This is a genomic window from Pantoea sp. Ae19-2 (genome assembly GCF_059801205.1).
Window position 1 is genome coordinate 2,723,545 of the sequence record NZ_JBCHWE010000001.1, and the last position, 22,787, is coordinate 2,746,331.

Consider the following 22,787-nt stretch of genomic DNA (forward strand, 5'->3'; position numbering starts at 1 on the left):
AACACATGCAAAAAACCATTTTGATCACGGGCTGTTCGAGCGGTATTGGCCTGGTTGCAGCCAATGACCTGCTGGCTCGCGGCTATCACGTTATTGCAGCCTGCCGAAAAGCCGACGACGTGGCGCGCATGCAAAGCCTCGGCTTTACGGGGCTGATGCTGGATTTGGACGACGCAGAGAGCGTTGACCGCGCTGCCGATGAGGTGTTGGCGCTGACCGGTAACCGGCTGTTTGCCCTGTTTAATAACGCCGGCTTCGGCACCTATGGTCCGTTAAGCACCATCACGCGTCAGCAATTTGAACAGCAATTTTCCAGCAATGTGTTTGGCACCCACCAACTCACTATGCGGCTGCTTCCGGCGTTGAAGGCTTTTGGCAATGCCCGGATCGTGAATACCAGTTCGGTGTTAGGCCTGATTTCCACGCCGGGTCGGGGCGTTTATGCCGCCAGTAAATATGCGCTGGAAGCCTGGAGCGATGCGTTACGCATGGAGCTGCACGCAAGCGGCGTGCGCGTCAGCCTCATTGAACCGGGTCCAATCCAGACCCGATTCACCGATAATGTGACGCAGGGTGAGCAGGATAATCCTGTGCTGAATCCCGGTCTGGCCGCGCGATTTACGCTGCCGCCTGAGGCCATTTTACCTAAGCTGCGCCATGCGCTCGAAAGCAAACATCCGCGTTTGCGTTATCCGGTGACACTGGTCGCACACGCGATGGGCCTGTTGAAACGCGCGCTGCCAGGCTGGATACTGGATCGCATAATTCGCAGTCAGTAAAGGTATTGCGCGAATACAGCTTGAAGCAGGGCCAGTCGGCCCCATATTCTTTAAACATTTTCTGCAAAGAGACTTAGTCATGTCACCACACGCTTCGATTATCGACATTAACGAATCCAACCTGCAACAGACCCTTGAGCAGTCAATGCAGATACCGGTGCTGTTCTACTTTTGGTCGGATCGCAGCCAACATTGCCAGGAACTGACGCCGCTGCTGGAGCGACTGGCTCAGGAATACGCAGGCCAGTTTATTCTTGCCAAACTGGATTGTGATAAAGAGCAAAGGGTGGCATCGCAATTTGGGTTACGCTCCATTCCCACCGTCTACCTGTTCCAGAACGGCCAGCCTGTTGACGGTTTCCAGGGGCCACAGCCGGAAGACGCCGTGCGCGCCCTGCTGGAAAAAGTGCTGCCGCGTGAGGAAGAGTTAAAAGCCCAGCAGGCGATGGCGCTGATACAGGAAGGCAAACCGCTGGACGCTTTACCGCTGCTGAAAGAGGCATGGCAGCTCAGTAATAAAGACAGCGAAATTGGTTTTCTGCTGGCGGAAGTGCTGATTACCCTGAACCGTAGCGATGAAGCAGAAACGGTACTCAACGCCGTGCCGTTGCAGGATCAGGACACCCGTTATCAAAGCCTGATCGCCCAGATCGATTTACTGAAACAGGCGGCCGATACGCCTGAAATTCAGCAGCTGCAATCACAGCTGGAAAGCGACCCGGATAACGCTGAACTGGCGACCAAACTGTCGCTGCAGCTGCATCAGGTCGGGCGTAATGAAGAAGCGCTGGAACTGCTGTTTAACGTCATTAAACGCGATTTGAACGCCGCTGACGGCCAGGCGCGTAAAATGTTGCAGGAGATCCTGGCGGCATTGGGCACGGGCGATGCGCTTGCCGCACGCTATCGCCGCCAGCTCTATTCCCTGCTTTACTGATGTAAGCAGAAAACGGGCCGAACGATTTGGCCCGTTCATCTGACAACCTGGAGGTTATATGCTCACCGTGATTCCTGTTCTCATCCTGGTCGCCCTGGTCACCGTATGGTCCGGCGTCAAAATCGTTCCGCAAGGCTATCAGTGGACGGTCGAACGCTTTGGCCGCTACACCCGCACGCTTCAGCCCGGCCTGAGTCTGGTTGTTCCCTTCATGGATCGTATCGGTCATAAGATCAATATGATGGAACGGGTGCTGGATATTCCCTCTCAGGAGATCATCTCCAAAGATAACGCCAACGTCACGATTGATGCGGTCTGTTTTGTCCAGGCCATCGATCCGGCGCGGGCCGCCTATGAAGTCAGCAATCTGGAGCTGGCGATTCTTAACCTCACTATGACCAATATGCGCACCGTGTTGGGCAGCATGGAACTGGATGAGATGCTGTCTCAGCGAGACAGCATTAATACCCGCTTACTGCATATCGTTGATGAAGCCACCAATCCCTGGGGCGTAAAAATCACCCGTATTGAAATTCGTGATGTTCGTCCGCCACAGGAGCTGATTGGCGCCATGAACGCCCAGATGAAAGCGGAGCGTACTAAACGAGCCGATATTCTGGCGGCGGAAGGTGTGCGGCAGGCGGAAATTCTGCGGGCCGAAGGGGAAAAACAGGCGCAGATTTTGAAAGCGGAAGGGGAACGAACGTCGGCTTTCCTGCAGGCTGAAGCCCGTGAACGTCAGGCGGAAGCGGAAGCCCGCGCCACGAAAATGGTATCGGAAGCGATAGCCGCCGGCGATATTCAGGCCATAAATTACTTTGTGGCGCAGAAATACACGGATGCGCTGCAAAAAATTGGTGAGTCCAGTAACAGTAAAGTGGTGATGATGCCGCTGGAAGCCAGCAGCTTGTTGGGTGCGATCGGCGGAATTGGTGAGCTGTTAAAAGAAACCCGCAGCGAGTCGAAACGCTGATGGTGAGTGAGATTGTTGCCCATCCGCACTGGTTCTGGCTGACGCTGGGCGGGCTGCTACTGGCGGCTGAGATGCTCGGCACAAATGGCTACCTGCTCTGGAGCGGGCTCGCAGCCATGCTGGTCGGTATCACAGAATGGGCTTTGCCGCTCAGTTGGACCGCCCAGGGCTCTTTGTTTGCCGCATTAACGCTGGCGAGCGTATTTATCTGGCATCGCGTAATGCGCTATCGCGAGCGCAACCAGCAGCCAAATTCCCTTAATCAGCGCGGCAACCAGATGATCGGCCTGCAGTTGACCCTGGACACTGCGTTGCAAAACGGTATCGGTCACGTCCGCGTTGGCGACAGCAGCTGGCGCGTTCAGGCAGACCAGAATCTTCCTGCCGGTACGTTGGTTGAAGTGGTAGCTGTGGAAGGTATTACACTGCGCATTCAGTCTCGCGTGCCGTCACCCTGACTGCAGCAGCCTGCCAGGTTATTGATGATCGGGCAATCGGCGCTGTCATTACCCGGGCAGGCCGCCGCCAGCGCCAGCAGGCGTGCGCGCATGGCTTGCAGTTCTTCAATATGCGCAGCAATTTCGTCAGCTTTCTGCAGCGTACGCGCCTTAACGTCCGCGCTGTGGCGTTCAGGGTCGTTAAACAGCCCGACCAGCTCGCGGCACTCATCAAGGGTAAAACCCACCTGCCGTGCCTGGCGTAATAAATTCAGCTCATCAAGATGGTGTGAATTGTAATGGCGGTAGCCGTTATCGCCGCGCAGCGGGGGCGTGACTACGCCCTTTTCTTCATAGAAACGAATAGCCTTACTGGTTAGCCCGGTCTTTTTCGCCACGGTACTAATATTCATAACAGTTTTCCTGATCTTCCCCTATAGGGGCGCTTCCAAAAGGCCCAGCCCGTGAGCTGCCGGGCTAAATCAGTGTTTGATTCTACTTCACTCGTGCCCGACTCTGTCGTTTTGCACCTGAGAACAGGTGGAAAACAAGGCATTTCATGCAGGAGATTATAGATCACCCTGCCAGGTAAAAGGGTTCTCGTCCCGGTATCTGAGTAAACGCGGTCGCTGCAGAGGCCTTCGGCTGACGCTTCCGGTTAACCTGAGTAATGCCAAAACGCGCCTGAGTGCAAAACAAACTGGTTAGCCGGTCAATCTGTCATCAATCCTATAAAAAATAAGATGATAACGCTTGTCAACGCAGAAAATTCCGATAAAATCCCGCCAGTTTGTAACAAATCATTATCATCATTAAAGTATAGGGGATTGGATTATGGCTTTAGTCAGCTGTCCAGAATGTCATAAGGAAGTGAGTGATTCAGCATTACGTTGTCCATCATGTGCCAGGCAGCTCAGAAAGCCGCGTCGCTCTTTTTTTGGCAAAATGGTTAAGTGGACTTTCATTCTGTTTAACATTCTTATGGTGTACTGCCTGTTCGCAGGATTAGGTGGAAGTGGCGACGTTATCAATAACGCGGCTTCCGATGCGGAAAAAGCCGGTGCTGCGCTTGGAGCAGGTTTAGGTTTAATGGCGATCGGCACCCTTTGGGTTATTGGCGACATCATTATCGGGACGCTGGTCTTCTTTACCAGACCCAAAGGGTAATTGACTCATCCTGCGTGCCTGCAAAGGGTTTAGCATGCCTGGCGAAAACCGTTGCACAGCAAGGGAACAGCGAAATTTCGATCCCGTTAACGCGGATAGCAGGTAAATCAGTCCCGCTTATCTGGCGAAGCACGGAACTGTGTTTATATTGAGCGACAGGCATGATCGAACAGGATGAAGCCTCAGCAGTAAGCGCAGGGCTGGCCGTCATTTCGTCACCCCTTTTCATCAGCGGGCTTGCACGCCTTTAAGCCGAATGAAAGTCAAAAAAAGCCCTGCTTATCTGGACTGCCGCAAAAGTTGGACAGTGCAGGTTACGCGGGGCTTTCTTCTTGTGGCGTCCTGAGTCATGTCAACGCCAGCAAGCCGGGTACACCACCGGTGAATAAACTTCCTTTATCTGGCCATTCAGGATTTGACCTTCCCCTTGAGGGAAGGTTTAACCTGAATAACAGTCACATCTCAACGATCAACCCCGCACATCTGATAAAGGAGTCAACCATGTCAAACACGATTGTTCTGGCGCTGGACGGATTGTCCTGCGGCCACTGCGTAAAACGCGTCAAAGATACGCTCGAACAGCGCGACGATGTCGAGCTGGCGGAGGTTACTCAACAGGAAGCCCGCGTGTCAGGCCGTGCAGACGCTACCGCGCTGATCGCTACCGTTGAACAAGCGGGCTACCATGCAACATTAAAAGCTGCGGGTTCCAGCCCAAAGCCTGAGCCGTTGACAGCAGCAGAGCCGCCGCCGGAGGCGCTGACAACGGAGTCTTCTCCTCTTCCGGCAACTGAAAATCAGCCCGCTCACGTGCTGTTAATTGACGGGATGAGCTGCGCCAGCTGCGTCAGCCGGGTTGAGAAAGCCCTTGAGCAGGTAAGTGGTGTGCAACAGGCCCGCGTGAATCTGGCCGAACGCAGCGCGCTGGTGATGGGCAATGTGGCACCCCATCTGCTGGTCGCCGCCGTGGATGCGGCCGGCTATGGGGCGGAAGTGGTCGAAGACGAACAGCAACGCCGTGAAAAGCAGCAGCGCAGCGCCCGACGCGCCATGCGACGTTTTAGCTGGCAGGCGGGACTTGCACTGCTGTTTGGCGTGCCGTTAATGATCTGGGGCATGTTGGGCGACAACATGATGCTCACCGAGGACAATCATACCACCTGGCTGGTGTTGAGCACGGTTACGCTGTTGGTGATGGTCGCCACGGGCGGTCACTTCTACCGCAGTGCCTGGCGCAGCCTGCTCAACCGCAGCGCGACAATGGATACCTTAGTCTCGCTGGGCACCGCCGCCGCCTGGATCTACTCCTTTAGCGTGGTGATTTGGCCGGCGTTCTTCCCGCTGCAGGCGCGTCATCTCTACTTCGAAGCCAGCGTAATGATTCTCGGCCTGATCAATCTGGGCCATGCGCTTGAACAACGCGCGCGTCAGCGTTCCTCGCGAGCCCTGGAACACCTGCTCGATCTGACGCCGGAACAGGCAAGAGTCGTAACGGAACAGGGTGAAACCTCAATGCCGGTTAGCGCGGTACAGCCCGGCATGATCCTGCGGCTGGTCGCGGGCGATCGCGTGCCGGTCGATGGCGAAGTCCAGGACGGTGAAGCCTGGTGTGATGAGGCCATGCTGACCGGTGAGGCGGTGCCGCAAAGCAAAACGCAGGGCGATCGTCTGTTTGCCGGCACCCTGGTGCAGGACGGGACAGTACGCTTCATTGCCCGCGCGACCGGTGGCAATACGACGCTGGCGCGCATCATTCAGTTAGTCCGTAAAGCCCAGAGCAGTAAGCCAGATGTGGGTCGTCTGGCCGATCGTATTTCTGCCGTGTTTGTGCCGGTGGTGGTGCTTATCGCCCTGATAAGCGCCGCAGTCTGGTATACCGCCGGTCCGGCGCCTCAGATTGCCTACGCGCTGGTGGTGGCCACCACAGTGCTGATTATTGCCTGCCCCTGCGCGCTGGGCCTGGCCACGCCCATGTCGATTATCGCCGGAACCGGCCGCGCCGCCGAATACGGCGTGCTGGTACGCGATGCCGATGCACTGCAGCGCGCCAGCCGTATCGATACGCTGGTGTTTGATAAAACCGGCACGCTGACAAGGGGCACACCGCAGGTGACCGAGGTGATGAGCTGGAACGGCAGCACGCGCGATTCGGTCCTGTCTTCGGCGGCGGCGCTGGAACAGACATCGGGTCACCCACTGGCGAAAGCGATCCTGGCGGAAGCGGGTACCGCAGCAACGCCCGCGATTGCGCAATTTCGTACAATACGCGGCAAAGGCGTAAGCGGCATACTCAATGGCAGACAGCTGTTACTGGGTAATGTCAGTCTGTTACACGATTACGGCGTGGATTGCCAACCGGCGCGGGCTGAAATTGACAGGCTCACCCGGCAAGGGGCAACCCCGGTATTACTGGCACAGGATAGACAGCTTACCGGTCTGATTGGCTTGCGGGATACGCTGCGCCCTGAAGCGAAAGCAGCACTGCAGCGGCTGCATGCAGCGGGTTACCGACTGGTTATGCTGACCGGGGATCATGAAAATACGGCCCGGGCTGTTGCGCATGAAGTCGGTATTGATGAGGTGATTGCAGGCGTACTGCCCGAAGGTAAAGCCGATGCGATAAGCCAACTACAGCAGCAAGGAAGGCAGGTTGCCATGGTGGGCGATGGTATCAATGATGCTCCGGCACTGGCGCAGGCTGATGTCGGTATTGCGATGGGCGGCGGCAGCGATGTGGCGGTAGAAACCGCAGCGATTACGCTCATGCGGGCCGATCTGCATGGCGTGGTGGATGCCTTAAAGATTGCCTCCGCCACCCTGGGCAATATCCGGCAGAATCTGTTTGGCGCGTTTATTTACAACGTTATCGGTATTCCGCTGGCGGCAGGCGTGCTCTTTCCTTTTACCGGCCTGTTGCTTAGCCCGGTTTTTGCCGGTGCCGCCATGGCGCTGTCGTCAATAACCGTGGTGAGCAATGCTAACCGCCTGTTGCGCTATAAGCCACGCGTTTAGCAATAACTGCCCTGCTCTGTCTTTCGCAACGGGATCCCGCTAGCATGGTGGCTTTCAAACAGTGAAGGACAGGGAATGACAGCGCGCCTTTTGCAACGTTTACGTAACTGGATTAATCCGCTTTTTCCAGCCAGCTATCGTTGGCCCGCCGTGGATATTCAGTCGGGCGAATGCCGGTTTCATCTGGTGGGTAGCATTCATATGGGCACCCGTGACATGCAGCCCCTGCCGGTCCGGCTGCTACAGCAGTTGCAAAAAGCCGATGCGCTGGTGGTTGAAGCGGATATTACCCAGGGAGGATCGCCATTTGAAAACACGGAAGAGCGTCCGCCACTGATCGCCAGAATGGATGATGATGCGCTGGCGAAGCTTGAAACACTGTGCAACGAAACCGGTCTGTCCCTGAGCCGGTTTGATACGTTACCGGCCTGGCAGATTGCGCTGATGCTACAGGCCCAGCAGGCCCAACGGCTGGGGTTACGTCCTGATTTCGGTATTGATTATCAGCTGCTACAGGCCGCGCGGGCGATGGATAAACCCGTGATTGAACTGGAAGGTGCGCAGGCGCAAATCACCCTGCTGAAATCCTTGCCCGACGATGGCATGGCGCTGCTGGCGGATACGCTGACCCACTGGCACACCAACGCACGCATGTTGCAAACGATGGTGAGCTGGTGGCTGGAAAGCCCGCCACGCGATCCCCAGATTGCGTTGCCAGCGACATTCAGTCAGACCCTGAACGACACGCTGATTAGCCAGCGTAACAGCCAGTGGTGTGATCATTTACGTCGCCTGCCTTCGGGTCGATACGTCGTCGCGGTCGGCGCTCTGCATTTATATGGCGAGAATAACCTGCCGGGAATGATGCGCGTCAGATAACTCACGGCAAAAAAAAGAGAGCCGACAGTCATATCGGCTCTTCAAAGAGGAATGTGTTAATGATTTTAGTTGTCGCCAACAACAGGATTGCTGGCGCGTGGCAATTCTCGCCTAAAGCACATTATTTCGCCACATTTATTGTTCATTAATACGTAATAAGATTTTTCTGAATATGAGGCAACAATGACGCCCGCGGTAAAACTACTGGAAAAACAAAAGGTCAGCTTCACACTGCATCCTTATGAGCATGACAGTAACGAAACCAGTTTTGGCGACGAAGCGGTTCGTAAGCTCAACCTGGACGCCCGGCAGGTGTATAAAACCCTGCTGGTGGCGTTGAACGGCGAGGCGAAACACCTTGCCGTGGCCGTTACGCCCGTCGCCACTCAGCTCGACCTCAAGAAAGTGGCAAAAGCGTTCAATGCCAAAAAAGCCGAGATGGCCGATCCCATGCTGGCCCAGCGCATCACCGGTTATCTGGTGGGCGGTATCAGCCCGCTGGGCCAAAAAAAGCGCCTGCCTACGGTGATCGACAGCTCTGCAAATGCCTTTGCGACGCTGTTTATTTCCGGCGGTAAGCGCGGGCTGGATATCGAGTTAAGCCCACAGGATCTGTCACGGCTGCTGGAGGCACCCTTAGCGGATATTGCCCGACGCGACTAAGCCGGTTGCAGTGCGCAGAGTTCATCAATCATCCAGCGCCCGGCAGGACCGGGTGGATTGCGGCGCGACCAGACGACGTCAACCGCGATGCGCTGCGGCCATCCTGGTAAGGGCAACTCCTTTAAAACACCATGTCCAAACTGTTTCACCAGCCAACGGGGTAAAATACTCCAGCCAAAGCCCTGTTCCGCCATCTCCAGCAGCACATAATAGGTTTGAGCAGACCAGGCTCTCCCCTGGAAAGTCGGTGCACGACGATCGGTCCAGGTATTGAGGCGCAGGTGACGAAGAGGTTCGAGCTGACTTTCGCTGATCGTGGTTTCCCACGCCAGGGGATGATCACGATGCAGATAAACTCCTAATTCAGCATCAACCTGCAGGCGCGCGATCGCAATGTCAGCCGGCAGCGTTGGCTGTGCACGAATCACCCCAATATGCGCACGCCCGGTTTGCAACAGCTCAACGACATCATCATCTTCCGCCGCAATGCCTTCCAGCTCGACATCAGGATAATGCTGATCAAATTGCTTAAGCAGTCGCTGATGGTAATGCGTTTGCCAAAAATCTGAGACTGCAACGCTGAGCCGCGGCTCTGTTCCCTCGGACAAGCGCGTCGCCAGCGCATCCAGTCGCTCGCTGGCGGCGAGGATTTGCTGCACCTGAGGCAGCACGCGTCGCCCCTGCTCGGTGAGCTGTGGCTGGCGGCCGCGCCGGTCAAACAGGGCGAAACCGAGATCGGCTTCCAGATTAACCACAGCCACGCTGACGGTAGACTGGCTTTTTTTTAACGCCCGCGCGGCGGCTGAGAACGAGCCGCTGGCAACGGTCTGGACAAAGGCTTCCAGAGATTCCGGTGAGTAACGCATGAGAACCATCGCTTTTATCGATAGATGATCATTTTATCTTAGCATTTTATCGTGGGAGAATGCGCAGCCTGAATAAAGGAGATTGAAATGCAAACCCGTTCGCTCACAGAACGCATCGTCCATGCCACCCTGTTTGAAGGCCTGGCCATCGTGACGATTGCTCCGCTGGCAGCATGGTTTATGAATAAACCCCTGTTTCAGATGGGAGCGCTGGCGATCATGCTGTCTACGGTGGCGATGCTGTGGAATATGATTTACAACAGCGTGTTTGATCGGTTTTATCCGCCAGGGCAGAAACGTCGCGCCCTGCTTCGAGCGCTGCACGCATTGGGTTTTGAGGGCGGTTTTATCCTGATAGGCCTGCCGCTGGCGGCCTGGATGCTGGAGATTTCACTGTGGCAGGCATTTTTAATTGAAGTCGCGTTTTTTCTGTTCTTTCTGCCCTACACCTTCGTCTACAACCTGGTGTGGGACAAACTGCGTCCACACTGGTTCGGCCGCAAATCCTGCCGCGCCTGAAAAAAAAGCAGGGAGGCGTTCTCCCTGCCTGGACTTAATGCAGCGTTGCACTCTCTCCATTCCAGTGCCGGATCCACGTCAGTAACATTTTGGGATAGCGCCGCAACGGCGTCGCGTCTTTCGCCTCATCCTTTGGTGGTGCTGCCTGCTCAGCCTGATAAATAACCGCTTCACGTGGCTGGTAATCGCTGGCGTTCACCGGAGAATGGGCGCTTAGCCAGTCCCGCAGGACCTGCGCATCCACCTTGCCGCTGTTCACATAACCCGGGTGCGTGTCGATGCGCGGATAGCCATCCCCGCCTGCGGCATTAAAACTGTTTGTCGCCATACGATAGGTTTTTTCATCTGCCAGCGGCTGTCCATTGATCCTGACCTGGCTGACGCTGCTGCCGTTGGCGATCAGACTGACGTTGGCCAACTGGGCAAAACCGCCTGAATCAGGTTTGATGTTTGCCACAACCGCCAGATAGCGTTTGATTTCTGCGCCGGTCAGCGTGACGGAAACGACCTGATTACCGAAGGGTTGTACCTGTAACAGATCGCGCCAGGCAACCGGGCCGGATGTCAGCGAGGTACGGATCCCGCCCCCGCTCATCACGGCGAAGTCAGCCTGCGTTGCGGCCATCTGCGCACGCAGTATTAACTGCCCAATGGCGCTTTGTTTAAACCGCACGGTTTCTTTTTCGCCGGGAAAATCCCCTTTAATGCTTCCCACGTTGACCCGTAGCTTCGCGTCTGCGCGCTTTTGAAAAGGCGTCAGTAGTTTCATCATTGCGGTGTTAGCCGGGATGGCTTCCTGCCAGGTCAGTGAGGATTCACTGCCATCAAGATTTTTGATTTTGTGTTTGAGGTTGACCGGTATCAGCTGGTAGGCCTCCAGCGTCACCTCTCCATTGCGGTAGGTAAAATCGCCGCGCCCTACGTATTTACCCCATTTTTCCGCCTGCATGATCCAGACGCCGTTCTGCCGATCGGGCTCACAGGGTTGGCCTGGCTGATAGTCTTTACGGCTGACATTCTCTTTTTCCATACATACCGCATCGTGAGAATGCCCCCCGACGATCATATTGAGGGTTCCCTTTGGCAGACTGCGGGCCAGCGTCACGTCATCAACACCGTTACTGCCGTGTTGACCGTCGTCATAATGGCCAAGATGGGTTAACGCGACGATAACGTCGGGCTTCTCAGTAGCACGCAGCTCGGCGACGGCCTTTTCGGCCTCGGCAATGGGATCGCGGAATTCGATATCGCTTAACTGCGCAGGATTTGTCAGCCGGGCGGTATCGGGGGTAATCAATCCGAGCACGGCGATTTTTAACCCCATGCGCTGAAATACAGCCCAGGGCTTAAACAGGCGCTTACCACTGCTTTTTTGATAGACGTTGGCGGCCAGGAACGGAAATTTGGCCCATTTTTCCTGCTTACGCAGGACGGCGAGCGGTTTATCGAACTCGTGATTGCCCAGCGTCATGGCGTCGTAGCCAATCAGGTTCATGCCGCGAATGTCGGGTTCCGCGTCCAGCTCATCCGACTCAGGCACGCCGCTGTTAACATCGCCAGCAGACAAGATTAACGCCCCACCGCCTTTGGCCTGAATATCGTAACGCTGCGTATCCATTAGCGTTTTTTGCGCCGCCAGCCCGTATTCACCCTGATCATTAGTCCAAAAATGCCCATGTTGATCGTTGGTATGCAGAATGCTGAAACGGTAACTGCGGTCAGGCACTGCAGCATGGGTAAACAGCGACGATAACATCACGAGCAGTGCCAGACCTGCTCCTGCCCCTCGAAATATCAACACAGCCCTTCTCCTTTGATTGTTATCCGTTTCACCCGCCGGCCATCGGCGCCCTTCTGTGTCGCACAGAAACGGCCGTAACTCAAGATGAATACGGCTCCGTCTGGCCATTATGGCAGGCCAGGCGACCTGACAGGAAACGCCAACCGTCTGATTTATCCGCTCTCTTCTCTCTGACGCGCTGTTAAAAGGCTAAATGTTGACGGGATATGAAGGTGTTGTTCATTAAACCTGCAACATTGTTAACCGCTGCGACATCAACTCGACAAAGTGGGTCTTTGCGCTTTTTCCGGCATGACTGCTGTTTTCAGCTCAACCTGACAGCCAGACTTTTTTCATGAGTGCTGTCAGCTTTGCGCTGTAGCTTCGGCACAATAGTCTGTTTTCACGATGTTTTTACCCGACATCCAGCACAGCGATGGTACCGCTGCTTCAATCTGAAAAAACCGCTATTACGCTTGTGAGGCTGACTGGCCTTAGCAAATCTCACGCTGGTTCCGGTTGGTGACGGTTTATAGCGCATTCGCGCATCATTGGCGTCACGTCTGTGTCATTTAACGGGCGTAAACTTATTCCGTTCTGTTCCTGATGAAGCGCTAAACCAGCCGGTGATAGGGATAAGTGATAAAAACAGCCTTCCGATTGCATTTTTCTCGTATTTGCATAATTTTTTCTGTTAATCCCACAAATTATTCAGCGATCCTTTTCGATATGCATTAGACTCATTTGTTACAAGCGGACACATTTATACCCATGGAGACTGGCATGCATCACACCACACCGTTGATTACGACTATCGTCGGGGCTCTGGTCCTGGCTTTTCTCCTTGGAATGCTGGCAAATCGGTTACGCATTTCGCCGCTAGTGGGTTATTTAGTCGCGGGCGTACTGGCTGGCCCTTTTACGCCGGGGTTTGTGGCTGATACCAATCTGGCACCGGAACTCGCAGAGCTGGGCGTTATCCTGCTGATGTTCGGCGTCGGTCTGCACTTCTCACTCAAGGATCTGATGTCGGTAAAGCGGATAGCCATTCCCGGCGCTATCGCACAGATCGCTGTGGCGACCTTACTGGGAATGCTGATGTCGTGGGCGATGGGCTGGTCCTGGATGACGGGCTTAGTGTTCGGTTTGTGTCTTTCTACCGCCAGTACCGTGGTGTTGCTGCGCGCATTAGAAGAGCGTCAGCTTATTGAAAGCCAGCGCGGCCAGATTGCTATTGGCTGGTTGATTGTTGAAGATTTGGTCATGGTGCTTACGCTGGTCCTGCTGCCCGCGATTGCCGGCATGATGGAACAGGGTAACGCCAGCGCCAGCCTGGTGATATGGGACCTGCTCTGGACCATCGGTAAAGTCGCCGCCTTTATGGTGTTAATGATGGTCGTCGGTCGCCGTGCCGTGCCCTGGATCCTCGCGAAAAGTGCCGCAACGGGTTCACGTGAGCTGTTTACGCTGGCCGTATTAGCCCTGGCGCTGGGCATTGCGTTTGGCGCCGTCGAGTTCTTTGACGTCTCTTTTGCCCTCGGGGCCTTCTTTGCCGGTATGGTGCTGAACGAGTCCGAGTTAAGCCAGCGCGCCGCCCGCGACACGCTGCCGCTGCGTGATGCCTTTGCGGTGCTGTTCTTTGTGTCTGTCGGAATGCTGTTCGACCCGATGATCCTGGTGAAAGAACCGCTGGCGGTGCTGGGGGCGCTGGTGATCGTCGTGATAGGAAAATCTGCCGCGGCGTGGCTTCTGGTCTCGCTGCTGGGTCATTCACGCCGCACCGCGATGACCATTTCGGTCAGCCTGGCGCAAATCGGCGAGTTTGCCTTTATTCTTGCCGGGCTGGGGATCTCCCTGGGGCTGCTGGATGAAGAGGGCCGTAATCTGGTGCTGGCTGCCGCCATTCTTTCTATCATGCTCAACCCGGTGCTGTTTACCCTGCTGGGGCGCTATCTGTCTAAGAACGAAACGGTGGAGCAGCAGACGCTCGAAGAGGCGCTGGAAGAAGAAGAACAACAGATTCCAGTGGATATCTGCCATCACGCGGTAATCGTTGGCTATGGTCGCGTCGGCAACCTGCTGTGTGAGCAACTGATGGCGCTCAATATTCCGGTGGTGGTGGTCGAGAGTTCGATTCCTCGCGTCAAAGCACTACGCGATCAGGGCATTCGGGCCGTGCTGGCCAACGCTGCCCGCGCAAACACGCTGGAGTTAGCCCGTGTGGACTGTGCAGCCTGGCTGCTCATCACCATTCCCAACGGATATGAGGTGGGGGAAATCGTTACCGCCGCCCGCCAGAAAAAAGCGGACATCAACATCATTGTGCATGCCCATTATGATGATGAGGTGGAGTACATTCTGGAACGTGGCGCAAACCATGTCGTGATGGGCGAACGCGAGATTGCCGCCAGCATCATTCAGAAACTGCAGGAAAACCTTGAGCAGGATCACACCAGGCTCGCCTGTGAAGGCAACAGCTAATGCCCTGCCCCTCAGCAGCGGCAGCGTTGCTGAGGGGCAGTTTGTGTTTCCGGCTTAACGATCCCAGTAGGACTCTTCCAGGCTGTCTTCCCGCTCGGGCAGGCCGCGCGTCAGTCGGGGAGAATGCTGGTTCAGCACCTGATAGCTTACCCGGTTCGCATATTTGCAAACCTGCGCCAGGGACGAATAGGTGAGATAAGCGCGCGCATGCTTACTGGAATTAGGCACGTTGCGGCGATGATAATTGTTTGCCGTAATATCGTGCAGCAATGCGGCCAGTGCGCCGTCCCCTGCCCCGTTGGTATTCATGATCTTTTCCGGACCGCCCATATAAGGGGCGATGTGAGAAAAAATGCGTAGCGGCTGCTGGCAGTCCTGTTTACGCATCGCCCGGCTAAATTCGTACAGGTTGAACTCCGCAATCGCGCCAGGCAGCAGCGGATGATTCGTTTTGCGCTTGAACGCCTCTTCCGTATAACCCGCCATATACAATCCGGTCGGCCCTGCGGTACACAACACCAGGTCAACCCATTCCAGCGCCATATCCGATGCCAGCAGAGGATCGGCTTCGCCGGTCAGCGCCAGGGCTTCTTCTTCGTTCATTGCCACAATTGAAACGTGATCGCGCAGAAAATCGCGCCAGAACTGCGGGTTGTCGCCGATGACGTGTTTGGTGCCCAGCGTCAGGACCACGGGCACGTTGTGGCGTTTGGCGTATTCAATGGCCTTTAATGTTGCCTCAGGCATGGGCTCGCCCGCCTCGCAGCGGATTAGATAGGAGGTCAGCACCAGCGCAGAGGCGCCCGCAATAACGTCTTCAGGGACGTTTTCCGCCCTGAGCTGATTCATTTGCCCCGGGCTGATAGCAAAGGTGCGGTCGCCCTGATCGCCAATCAGCGTAAAGCAGCGGCCAATCGCACCGTCAACGCCCTGCAGATAGTTCAGGTCCATTCGGCTGGAGGTATTACACAGATAGCGGTAGGCATAACCGCCAATCTGGATATTGTTGCACATCACCCCCAGCAGTACGGAACGATCGTCCGCCAGCACCGAGAAATTATGCAGCGTATTACCAATTGTGCCGCCCGCAAACTGGTGGGTCACCAGTTCGTCACGCATCAGTTCCGCATACAGCGCTTCCGCCACGGTATCGTCGATAACCAGCGAATGGCCAGCGCTCAGGCCGTAGCGAACAAGAAAGGCGTCATCGACTTTGGCTTCGATATCGACCAGCGTCTGATCGATGCCGACCACCCAACTGCCGTCTTCACTATCAAATTGGGAGGACTGTAACAGCGGATCGCGGGCGCTAACGGGGAAGTAATGTTTGGATTTACGTTTGCCGGGAAATTTCATGGTAACTGCCGTGAGGAAAAACAGGCAGAGAAGCATATCACATTCTGTGTCGTGACTTTACTGTCGCAAGTGAACCCACTGCATACTCATCTCAGTATGTTCTGCCATTGTATTTAGCACCAGGCGAACCTCAGCCTTCTGTCCAGCAGCATGCAGGAAGAGGAGAGAAACAGACACAGGGGGGAAGTCAACGCGTTGAGGGCAAAAGGGGCCAGCCTGGCCAGCCCCAATCCGCTTAGCCGAGAATCTTAGCCAGCTCTGCGCTCACGTCGGACACGTTGCGCGTACCGTCGATCTTGTGATACGCGGTGTGCCCCGCTTCCGCTTCTTTGCTGTAGTAAGCAATCAGCGGCGCAGTCAGCTGATGGTATTCCACCAGACGTTTGCGCACCGTTTCTTCCTGATCGTCTTTGCGCGTGGTCAGCTCTTCACCGGTCACGTCATCCTTGCCTTCCACTTTCGGTGGATTGAATTTGACGTGGTAGACGCGGCCTGATGGCGCGTGAACACGGCGGCCTACGATACGCTCAACAATCAGCTCGTCCGGTACGGCGAACTCCAGCACGTAGTCCACTTTAATACCGGCTTCTTTCATTGCGTCAGCCTGAGGAATGGTGCGTGGGAAACCATCAAGCAGGAAACCGTTTTTGCAATCTTCCTGGGTGATGCGCTCTTTAACCAGCGCAATGACCAGCTCATCAGTAACCAACTTACCGGCATCCATAATGGCTTTCGCCTGGTTGCCAAGTTCGGTGCCAGCTTTAACCGCTGCACGCAGCATGTCGCCAGTGGAGATCTGCGGAATGCCGTATTTCTCCATGATGAATTGGGCTTGAGTCCCCTTACCTGCGCCCGGAGCTCCGAGCAGAATAATACGCATTGCGTAAATCCCCTTGCGAATCGCATTGATGAATCTGAGAAGCGGAAGAACATACCATTATGACCCGCCCACCACAAGGAAGCGGCGGGTCAGGAAAGTTTAGTGTACTGGCTTTAGCGCGTGATAGCAGTGCGTCAGGTCAGCGAAAGGGCATTTTCGGACTGGCGGCTTATGCTGAATGCATTTCATGGCGTTTGCGCAACAAAACGGCTCGCTGAAATCAGGCGATGCACTTAAGCAAAAAAAACCGGTGGACCTTGCCACCGGTTTTGATTGGCTTACGCCGTCAGTAACTGATTCATACGGCGGATAAACTGGTTAGGATCGTCCAGCGTGCCGCGCTCGGCCAGCAGCGCCTGATCCAGTAACAGCTCTATCCACTCACCGAAGCGGGTTTCATCCTGGGTATCCGCCACGCGTTTCACCAGTTGGTGATCGGGGTTGATTTCAAAGATGTATTTCACTTCCGGCACATCCTGACCTGCCGCAGCAAACAGTTTGGCCATTTGCGTGGTCATCTCGTTCGCATCCGTGGTCACAATCGCCGGCGTATCGGTCAGGCGGTGCGTCAGACGCACTTCTTTCACGCGCTCACCCAGCAGCGTTTTCACGCGCTCAACAAACGGCTCCAGCGCTTTTTCAGCTTCTTTCTGCTCTTCCGTCTCTTCGTCGGCCAGCTTATCCAGTGCGTCATCGGCTTTGCTGACAGACTGGAAGACTTTACCGTCGAACTCGGTCAGGTAGCTCATCATCCATTCGTCGATGCGATCGGACAACAGCAGCACTTCGATGCCTTTCTTACGGAACAGCTCCAGATGCGGGCTGCTGTTGGCGGCGGCATAGCTGTCGGCCGTGATGTAGTAGATCTTCTCCTGACCTTCTACCATGCGGCTGACGTACTCTTCCAGCGAAACGGTTTGCGCCGCGCCTTCGCTTTGGGTACTGGCAAAGCGCAACAGTTTAGCAATCGCTTCTTTATTCGCGTGATCTTCCGCCGGGCCTTCTTTCAGTACCAGACCGAACTCTTTCCAGAAGGTCTGGTATTTTTCGCTGTCATCTTTTGCCAGTTTATCCAGCATCTGCAGCACACGCTTGGTCAGCGCGCCACGCAGGCTCTGGGTTACCCGGCTGTCCTGCAGGATTTCACGCGATACGTTAAGCGGCAGATCGTTTGAGTCAATCAGGCCGCGCACGAAGCGCAGGTAATTCGGCATGAACTGCTCGGCATCATCCATGATAAACACGCGCTGTACGTACAGTTTCAGGCCATGTTTATGATCGCGGTTCCACATGTCGAACGGCGCACGCGCCGGGATATAAAGCAGGCTGGTGTACTCCTGTTTACCTTCCACACGGTTGTGGCTCCAGATAGCCGGATCGCTGAAATCGTGGGCGATGTGTTTGTAAAACTCGTTGTACTCTTCATCGCTGATGTCAGCTTTGTTGCGCGTCCACAGCGCCTGGGCCTTGTTGATTTTCTCCCAGGTGGTGGTGCCGGTCTCTTCGTCTTTGCTTTCGATTTCTACCGGCAGGGCAATGTGATCGGAGTACTTACTGATAATGTTGCGTACGCGCCAGCTATCAAGGAACTCATCTTCGCCCTCGCGCAGGTGCAGGGTAATTTCGGTACCGCGTTCGGCTTTGCTGATATCCGCGATGGTGTAATCCCCTTCACCCGCGGATTCCCAGAAGACAGCTTCATCTTCTGCCGCGCCCGCTGCACGGGTGCGCACAGAGACCTTGTCGGCCACGATAAACGCCGAATAGAAGCCTACGCCAAACTGACCGATCAGCTGGCTGTCTTTCGCCTGGTCTGAGCCCAGAGACGCCAGGAAAGATTTGGTGCCTGATTTAGCAATGGTGCCCAGGTTTTCAATCACTTCATCACGACGCATGCCGATACCGTTATCGCTCAGCGTAATGGTACGGTTGTCCTTATCCACAGAGAGACGCACGCGCAGGTCGCCATCGCCTTCATACAGGCTGGCATCAGACAGCGCGCGGAAGCGCAGTTTATCTGCCGCATCCGAAGCATTGGAAATCAGCTCACGCAGGAAAATCTCTTTGTTTGAATAGAGAGAATGGATCATCAGGTGCAGAAGTTGTTTTACCTCTGACTGAAAGCCACGAGTCTCTTGTCCTTTCATGGTCATTGCTACCTCAACAGAATCAGATTTAACGAACGTTGAGGAGGATGTGGGGATAAATGAGAGGTTTTCAAGCCGGTGTCTTTCACAACACCGGCAAGCGTTTAAAATTTAATCTTTTGACGACCGGCGAGGGAGTGGGACAGCGTGGTGCCATCGACCATTTCCAGTTCACCGCCCATCGGAACCCCATGCGCAATACGGCTCGCGTCGACGCCATACTGTCCGCACAATTCAGCGATGTAGTTCGCGGTAGCTTCACCTTCAACCGTGGGATTGGTCGCCAGAATCACTTCGTGAAGCGTTTCTTTTTCCAGCCGTTGTTCCAGTCGGTCAAGACCAATATCGGCTGGACCAATGCCGTCCAGCGGCGAAAGATGCCCCATCAACACGAAATAGCGGCCGGCAAATTGCCCGGTTTGCTCAATAGCATGGATGTCTGCCGGGCTCTCAACCACGCAAATTTGACCATTTTGCTGACGCCGGGGATTGGCGCAAATGGTGCAAATTTCCTGCTCGGTGAAGGTGCGGCAATCGGCACAGTGGCCGATTTCCGACATCGCCCGGGTCAGGGCCTGCGCCAGCCGCATTCCGCCACTCCGATCGCGCTGTAGCAGTTGAAACGCCATACGCTGGGCCGATTTAGGCCCAACGCCCGGCAAACAGCGCAGCGACTCCATTAAAGACTCTAGCAGGGGGCTGGTTTGCATCAGAACGGCATCTTGAAGCCTGGTGGCAGCTGCATACCTGAAGAGACAGAGGCCATTTTCTCTTTCTGCACTTCGTCAATGCGACGAGCGGCATCGTTGAATGCGGCGGCAATCAGATCTTCCAGCATGTCTTTGTCGTCCTCAAGCAGGCTCGGATCGACTTCTACCCGGCGGCAGTTGTGAGCACCGTTGATCGTGACCTTGACCATGCCAGCACCTGATTCACCCGTGACTTCCAGGGCGGCAATTTCTTCCTGAACCTGGGCCATTTTGTCTTGCATCTGCTGGGCCTGCTTCATCAGGTTGCCCAATCCGCCTTTACCAAACATAGTTTTCTCTCTCTGCTGAGGCTACAACGCGGTTTATTCAGACCGTTGCAGCGTGTTCAAACGGGTCGAATGCTTTCCTCATCCAAATCGGCATCAAAAAAGCGACGAAGGGTTTGAATGTGGGTGTCACTCAAGATTGACTGACGCGCCTGCGCCAGCTTCTCTTCGTAAATGGCCTGACGCCACTCCAGTGGCGTCAATACCGAAGAATTATCGTCTTCAATAACCGACAGTTCAACCTGATGGCCTGCTGCCTGACTTAACGCGGCGCTCAGGGCCTGCTGCGCCGACGCGGAATTCAGGTGGCGCTGACTGGAACGTAAATGCAGGCAAATGCCGTTATCCGTGGTTTCTTTCCATGCATTCAGGGCCAGTTGCTGAACCAGTTTAGGCAGCGGTAAGCCCGCGACCTCTGCCGCCCATGCATCGCGCTGCTGGGCTTCTTCCGCCAGTCGCGCGGCCAGCTCAGGATTTTTCTCATGCTCCAGCGCAGAACGCAAGGCTTTTGGCGTCGCGACCGGCTCAGCGACCTCTGTCACTGGCGTCTGTGCTTTCCAGCGGTAAGCCTCTTTTTTTACCGGTGCCGCAGGCGTGCTGTCTCGGACTCGCTGCTGGCTGCGTTCGGTAACAGAGGCCAGTCGTTCCAGCGCAGAGTTGGCCGGCCGCGCACCTGGCGCTGCCGGCTCACTCTTTTTTGCTTTGTTTGCTCCCTGGCGCAGCAACTGGGTGCGCGCCTGCAGGAGCTGGCTGGTGGAGCTGGACAGTGACGGATCGGGCGAAGCCGGCGGCACGGCCTGCTGACTGACAGCCGGTTCCGGCGCGGCCATTTGCGGCTGCGCCGCGGGCGCCTTTTCAGCGGGCTGGGCAGCGACATTCTGCACCGGTGCCGGTGCCGACTGCGCCGTCAGCGTTGGCCGCGCGATCGGTTCGGCGATGGCTGCCTTAGGATGGAACGCCAGGGCGCGCAGCAATGTCATTTCAATCCCCATGCGGCGATCGGGCGCAAGCGGTAAATCTTTACGCCCCATGAGCAGGGTTTGGTAGTACAGCTGGAGATCGGCCGGTGGCACCGCGCGCGCCAGCTCACGCAGGCGTAACGCATTGCTCTCTTCATCGTCATTGAGCGACGTGGGCAGGAGTTGCACCATGGCAATCCTGTGCAGCAGGCGCAGCATCTCAACCAGCAGGGCTTCCCACTCAACGCCGCGTGAAGCAGCCTGGGCTAGCAGCGTCATCATCTGTTCGCCATTGCCCTCAACCACGGCTTCGAGCAGACCAAGCGGCTGTTCATCATCAAGCGTTCCGAGCATCGTGCCCACGGTGGCGCTGGTCACGCTGCCCTCGCCCATTGCAATGGCCTGATCGGTAAGGCTTAACGCGTCACGCATGCTGCCATCGGCGGCTCTGGCGAGCAGTTGCAGGGCGCGTGGCTCACGCGCGATCTGCTCCTGCTCTAAAACATGATCCAACTGCTGGCGGATCTGATCGACCTCAAGCGCTTTTAGATGAAACTGCAGGCAGCGCGACAGAATCGTCACCGGCAGTTTTTGCGGATCGGTCGTGGCCAGCAAGAATTTTACATGCGAAGGCGGTTCTTCCAGCGTTTTCAGCAGGGCGTTGAAGCTGTGACGCGACAGCATGTGCACTTCATCGATCAGGTAGACTTTAAACCGGCCGCGCGCGGGCGCGTACTGCACGTTATCGAGCAGATCGCGTGTGTCTTCCACTTTGGTGCGCGAGGCCGCGTCAATCTCAATAAGATCGACAAAGCGCCCCTGCTCAATCTCACGACAGTTGTCGCACTGACCGCAGGGTGTTGCGGTAATACCGGTTTCGCAGTTAAGCCCTTTTGCCAGCAGACGGGCAATCGTAGTTTTCCCTACGCCCCGCGTGCCGGAGAAGAGATAAGCATGATGGATGCGTCCCAGAGACAATCCATTCGCCAGCGCCGTCAGAACATGTTCCTGACCGACAACATCAGCAAACGCCTGTGGACGCCATTTTCGGGCAAGTACCTGATAGCTCATGTGGTTTCGACGAATTTGGATGGAAATGTGAGCGCAGACGCACTGCAACCCCTGTATATGATTGCAGTAGTCTAACAGCTACGCTTTCACCTATCACTCGTTATCTTGAACAGGGAAAGATGTGCGGCCTGGCGGAGCTCGAGGCCGCAAGCGAGGGTTAGTGGCCGGGAAAATTGACCAGGCTGTAGCTGTCAACGCCCAGCGCCTTGAGACGCGCTTCACCTGCCAGATCGAACAGGTTGATAATAAATGCCGCGTCCTTAACTTCGCCGCCTGCACGACGAATCAGTTTGATGGTCGCTTCGAGCGTGCCCCCCGTTGCCAGCAGGTCGTCGACCACCAGCACCACATCGCCTGGCTGAATAGCATCTTTGTGCAATTCCAGTCGGTCGGTACCGTATTCCAGCTCGTAAGCTTCGCTGAAGGTTTCACGTGGCAGTTTGCCCGGCTTGCGCACCGGAACAAAGCCCAGCCCCAGTCCGAGGGCGACAGGTGCCCCGAACAGGAAACCCCGCGCTTCCGTGCCCACCACTTTGGTGATGCCTTTATTGCGATACCGCTCTACCAGCAGCGAGATGGACGCGGCATAGGCTTTTGGGTCTTCCAACAGGCTGGTGACGTCACGGAAAAGAATACCCGGCTTCGGGTAATCAGGAATACTTTTGATACTGTTTTTAATCAGTTCAAGCTGCTGCGCAGTGTCGGTCATAATCTTAAGCCTGGTAAAAAAAATTCTGTTCTGTTTTGCGCAGCTTCAATAGCGCCAACACCGGGTTAAAGGCTCAGCGAAGAGGCATGAATAATGGGAAGCTACACACGAAGAGGCCCAAATCTAAGCAAATGGT

The 22,787-nt window shown here is 55.6% G+C and carries 20 protein-coding genes and 1 other annotated feature; of the genes, 10 read left to right on the top strand and 10 right to left on the bottom strand.

What is annotated here, in order from left to right; all coding sequences use genetic code 11:
• Nucleotides 1–5: 5 nt before the first annotated feature.
• The 4 genes from AAIE03_RS12665 to AAIE03_RS12680 all read left to right on the top strand — a co-directional run bounded on the left by AAIE03_RS12665 (nucleotide 6) and on the right by AAIE03_RS12680 (nucleotide 3,147).
• Nucleotides 6–779: an SDR family oxidoreductase gene (locus AAIE03_RS12665; protein WP_042676335.1), complete on the top strand. Its 774-nt coding sequence runs from the start codon at nucleotides 6–8 to the stop codon at nucleotides 777–779.
• A 79-nt stretch (nucleotides 780–858) separates the two neighbouring features.
• Complete coding sequence (locus AAIE03_RS12670; RefSeq protein WP_072138614.1) at nucleotides 859–1,716, top strand: co-chaperone YbbN; 858 nt, start codon at nucleotides 859–861, stop codon at nucleotides 1,714–1,716.
• A gap of 58 nt (nucleotides 1,717–1,774) precedes the next feature.
• Nucleotides 1,775–2,689, top strand: a complete 915-nt coding sequence (locus tag AAIE03_RS12675; RefSeq protein ID WP_014606415.1) for an SPFH domain-containing protein — start codon at nucleotides 1,775–1,777, stop codon at nucleotides 2,687–2,689.
• Complete coding sequence (locus tag AAIE03_RS12680; RefSeq protein ID WP_014606416.1) at nucleotides 2,689–3,147, top strand: NfeD family protein; 459 nt, start codon at nucleotides 2,689–2,691, stop codon at nucleotides 3,145–3,147. Before AAIE03_RS12675 ends, AAIE03_RS12680 begins: the two co-directional genes overlap by 1 nt.
• Here AAIE03_RS12680 and cueR read toward each other — a convergent pair.
• Nucleotides 3,123–3,539 (bottom strand): Cu(I)-responsive transcriptional regulator, encoded by a 417-nt coding sequence (cueR, locus tag AAIE03_RS12685; protein ID WP_072138613.1) that lies wholly within the window; start codon nucleotides 3,537–3,539, stop codon nucleotides 3,123–3,125. The two genes, AAIE03_RS12680 and cueR, sit on opposite strands and share 25 nt — an antisense overlap.
• A gap of 421 nt (nucleotides 3,540–3,960) precedes the next feature.
• Here cueR and AAIE03_RS12690 point away from each other — a divergent pair, with 421 nt between their 5' ends.
• The 4 genes from AAIE03_RS12690 to ybaK all read left to right on the top strand — a co-directional run bounded on the left by AAIE03_RS12690 (nucleotide 3,961) and on the right by ybaK (nucleotide 8,847).
• Nucleotides 3,961–4,293, top strand: a complete 333-nt coding sequence (locus AAIE03_RS12690; RefSeq protein WP_013024933.1) for a hypothetical protein — start codon at nucleotides 3,961–3,963, stop codon at nucleotides 4,291–4,293.
• Nucleotides 4,294–4,794: 501 nt separating this feature from the next.
• Nucleotides 4,795–7,305: a copper-exporting P-type ATPase CopA gene (gene copA / locus AAIE03_RS12695; protein WP_498563025.1), complete on the top strand. Its 2,511-nt coding sequence runs from the start codon at nucleotides 4,795–4,797 to the stop codon at nucleotides 7,303–7,305.
• Between the two features lie 75 nt (nucleotides 7,306–7,380).
• A complete protein-coding gene (locus AAIE03_RS12700) occupies nucleotides 7,381–8,184 on the top strand; it encodes a TraB/GumN family protein (protein WP_013024931.1) in 804 nt (267 codons plus the stop codon).
• 183 nt (nucleotides 8,185–8,367) lie between these two features.
• Nucleotides 8,368–8,847, top strand: coding sequence for a Cys-tRNA(Pro)/Cys-tRNA(Cys) deacylase YbaK (ybaK, locus tag AAIE03_RS12705; protein ID WP_013024930.1), 480 nt, complete (start codon nucleotides 8,368–8,370; stop codon nucleotides 8,845–8,847).
• On the opposite strand, the gene AAIE03_RS12710 is transcribed toward ybaK, so the two are convergent.
• Nucleotides 8,844–9,713, bottom strand: a complete 870-nt coding sequence (locus tag AAIE03_RS12710) for a LysR family transcriptional regulator (protein WP_029569720.1) — start codon at nucleotides 9,711–9,713, stop codon at nucleotides 8,844–8,846. The two genes, ybaK and AAIE03_RS12710, sit on opposite strands and share 4 nt — an antisense overlap.
• An 87-nt stretch (nucleotides 9,714–9,800) precedes the next feature.
• Between AAIE03_RS12710 and AAIE03_RS12715 the strand changes: the two genes are divergently transcribed.
• Nucleotides 9,801–10,232 (top strand): multidrug/biocide efflux PACE transporter, encoded by a 432-nt coding sequence (locus AAIE03_RS12715; protein WP_029568499.1) that lies wholly within the window; start codon nucleotides 9,801–9,803, stop codon nucleotides 10,230–10,232.
• Between the two features lie 34 nt (nucleotides 10,233–10,266).
• Here AAIE03_RS12715 and ushA read toward each other — a convergent pair whose 3' ends face one another.
• Complete coding sequence (gene ushA / locus AAIE03_RS12720; RefSeq protein WP_246870910.1) at nucleotides 10,267–11,988, bottom strand: bifunctional UDP-sugar hydrolase/5'-nucleotidase UshA; 1,722 nt, start codon at nucleotides 11,986–11,988, stop codon at nucleotides 10,267–10,269.
• Between the two features lie 807 nt (nucleotides 11,989–12,795).
• Here ushA and ybaL point away from each other — a divergent pair.
• On the top strand, nucleotides 12,796–14,493 hold the full coding sequence (ybaL, locus tag AAIE03_RS12725) for a YbaL family putative K(+) efflux transporter (RefSeq protein WP_498563026.1): 1,698 nt from the start codon (nucleotides 12,796–12,798) through the stop codon (nucleotides 14,491–14,493).
• Nucleotides 14,494–14,547: 54 nt separating this feature from the next.
• On the opposite strand, the gene AAIE03_RS12730 is transcribed toward ybaL, so the two are convergent.
• The 7 genes from AAIE03_RS12730 to apt all read right to left on the bottom strand — a co-directional run bounded on the left by AAIE03_RS12730 (nucleotide 14,548) and on the right by apt (nucleotide 22,651).
• Entirely contained in the window at nucleotides 14,548–15,849 is a 1,302-nt protein-coding gene (locus AAIE03_RS12730) for an inosine/guanosine kinase (RefSeq protein WP_026021084.1), read from the bottom strand.
• A 235-nt stretch (nucleotides 15,850–16,084) separates the two neighbouring features.
• Nucleotides 16,085–16,729: an adenylate kinase gene (adk, locus tag AAIE03_RS12735; RefSeq protein WP_014606422.1), complete on the bottom strand. Its 645-nt coding sequence runs from the start codon at nucleotides 16,727–16,729 to the stop codon at nucleotides 16,085–16,087.
• Between the two features lie 278 nt (nucleotides 16,730–17,007).
• Nucleotides 17,008–18,876, bottom strand: a complete 1,869-nt coding sequence (htpG, locus tag AAIE03_RS12740) for a molecular chaperone HtpG (protein ID WP_176697699.1) — start codon at nucleotides 18,874–18,876, stop codon at nucleotides 17,008–17,010.
• A gap of 104 nt (nucleotides 18,877–18,980) precedes the next feature.
• Nucleotides 18,981–19,586 (bottom strand): recombination mediator RecR, encoded by a 606-nt coding sequence (gene recR, locus AAIE03_RS12745; RefSeq protein WP_014606423.1) that lies wholly within the window; start codon nucleotides 19,584–19,586, stop codon nucleotides 18,981–18,983.
• Nucleotides 19,586–19,915, bottom strand: coding sequence for a YbaB/EbfC family nucleoid-associated protein (locus AAIE03_RS12750; protein ID WP_013024920.1), 330 nt, complete (start codon nucleotides 19,913–19,915; stop codon nucleotides 19,586–19,588). The genes recR and AAIE03_RS12750 overlap by 1 nt, the downstream gene beginning before the upstream one ends.
• 56 nt (nucleotides 19,916–19,971) lie before the next feature.
• Complete coding sequence (gene dnaX, locus AAIE03_RS12755) at nucleotides 19,972–21,942, bottom strand: DNA polymerase III subunit gamma/tau (protein ID WP_022622653.1); 1,971 nt, start codon at nucleotides 21,940–21,942, stop codon at nucleotides 19,972–19,974.
• Nucleotides 20,569–20,630 (bottom strand) — a sequence feature (DnaX frameshifting element). It overlaps the preceding gene by 62 nt.
• Nucleotides 21,943–22,099: 157 nt before the next feature.
• Nucleotides 22,100–22,651 carry an adenine phosphoribosyltransferase gene (gene apt / locus AAIE03_RS12760; RefSeq protein ID WP_014606425.1) on the bottom strand — a complete coding sequence of 184 codons (552 nt, stop codon included), beginning with the start codon at nucleotides 22,649–22,651 and terminating at the stop codon, nucleotides 22,100–22,102.
• Nucleotides 22,652–22,787 lie beyond the last annotated feature (136 nt).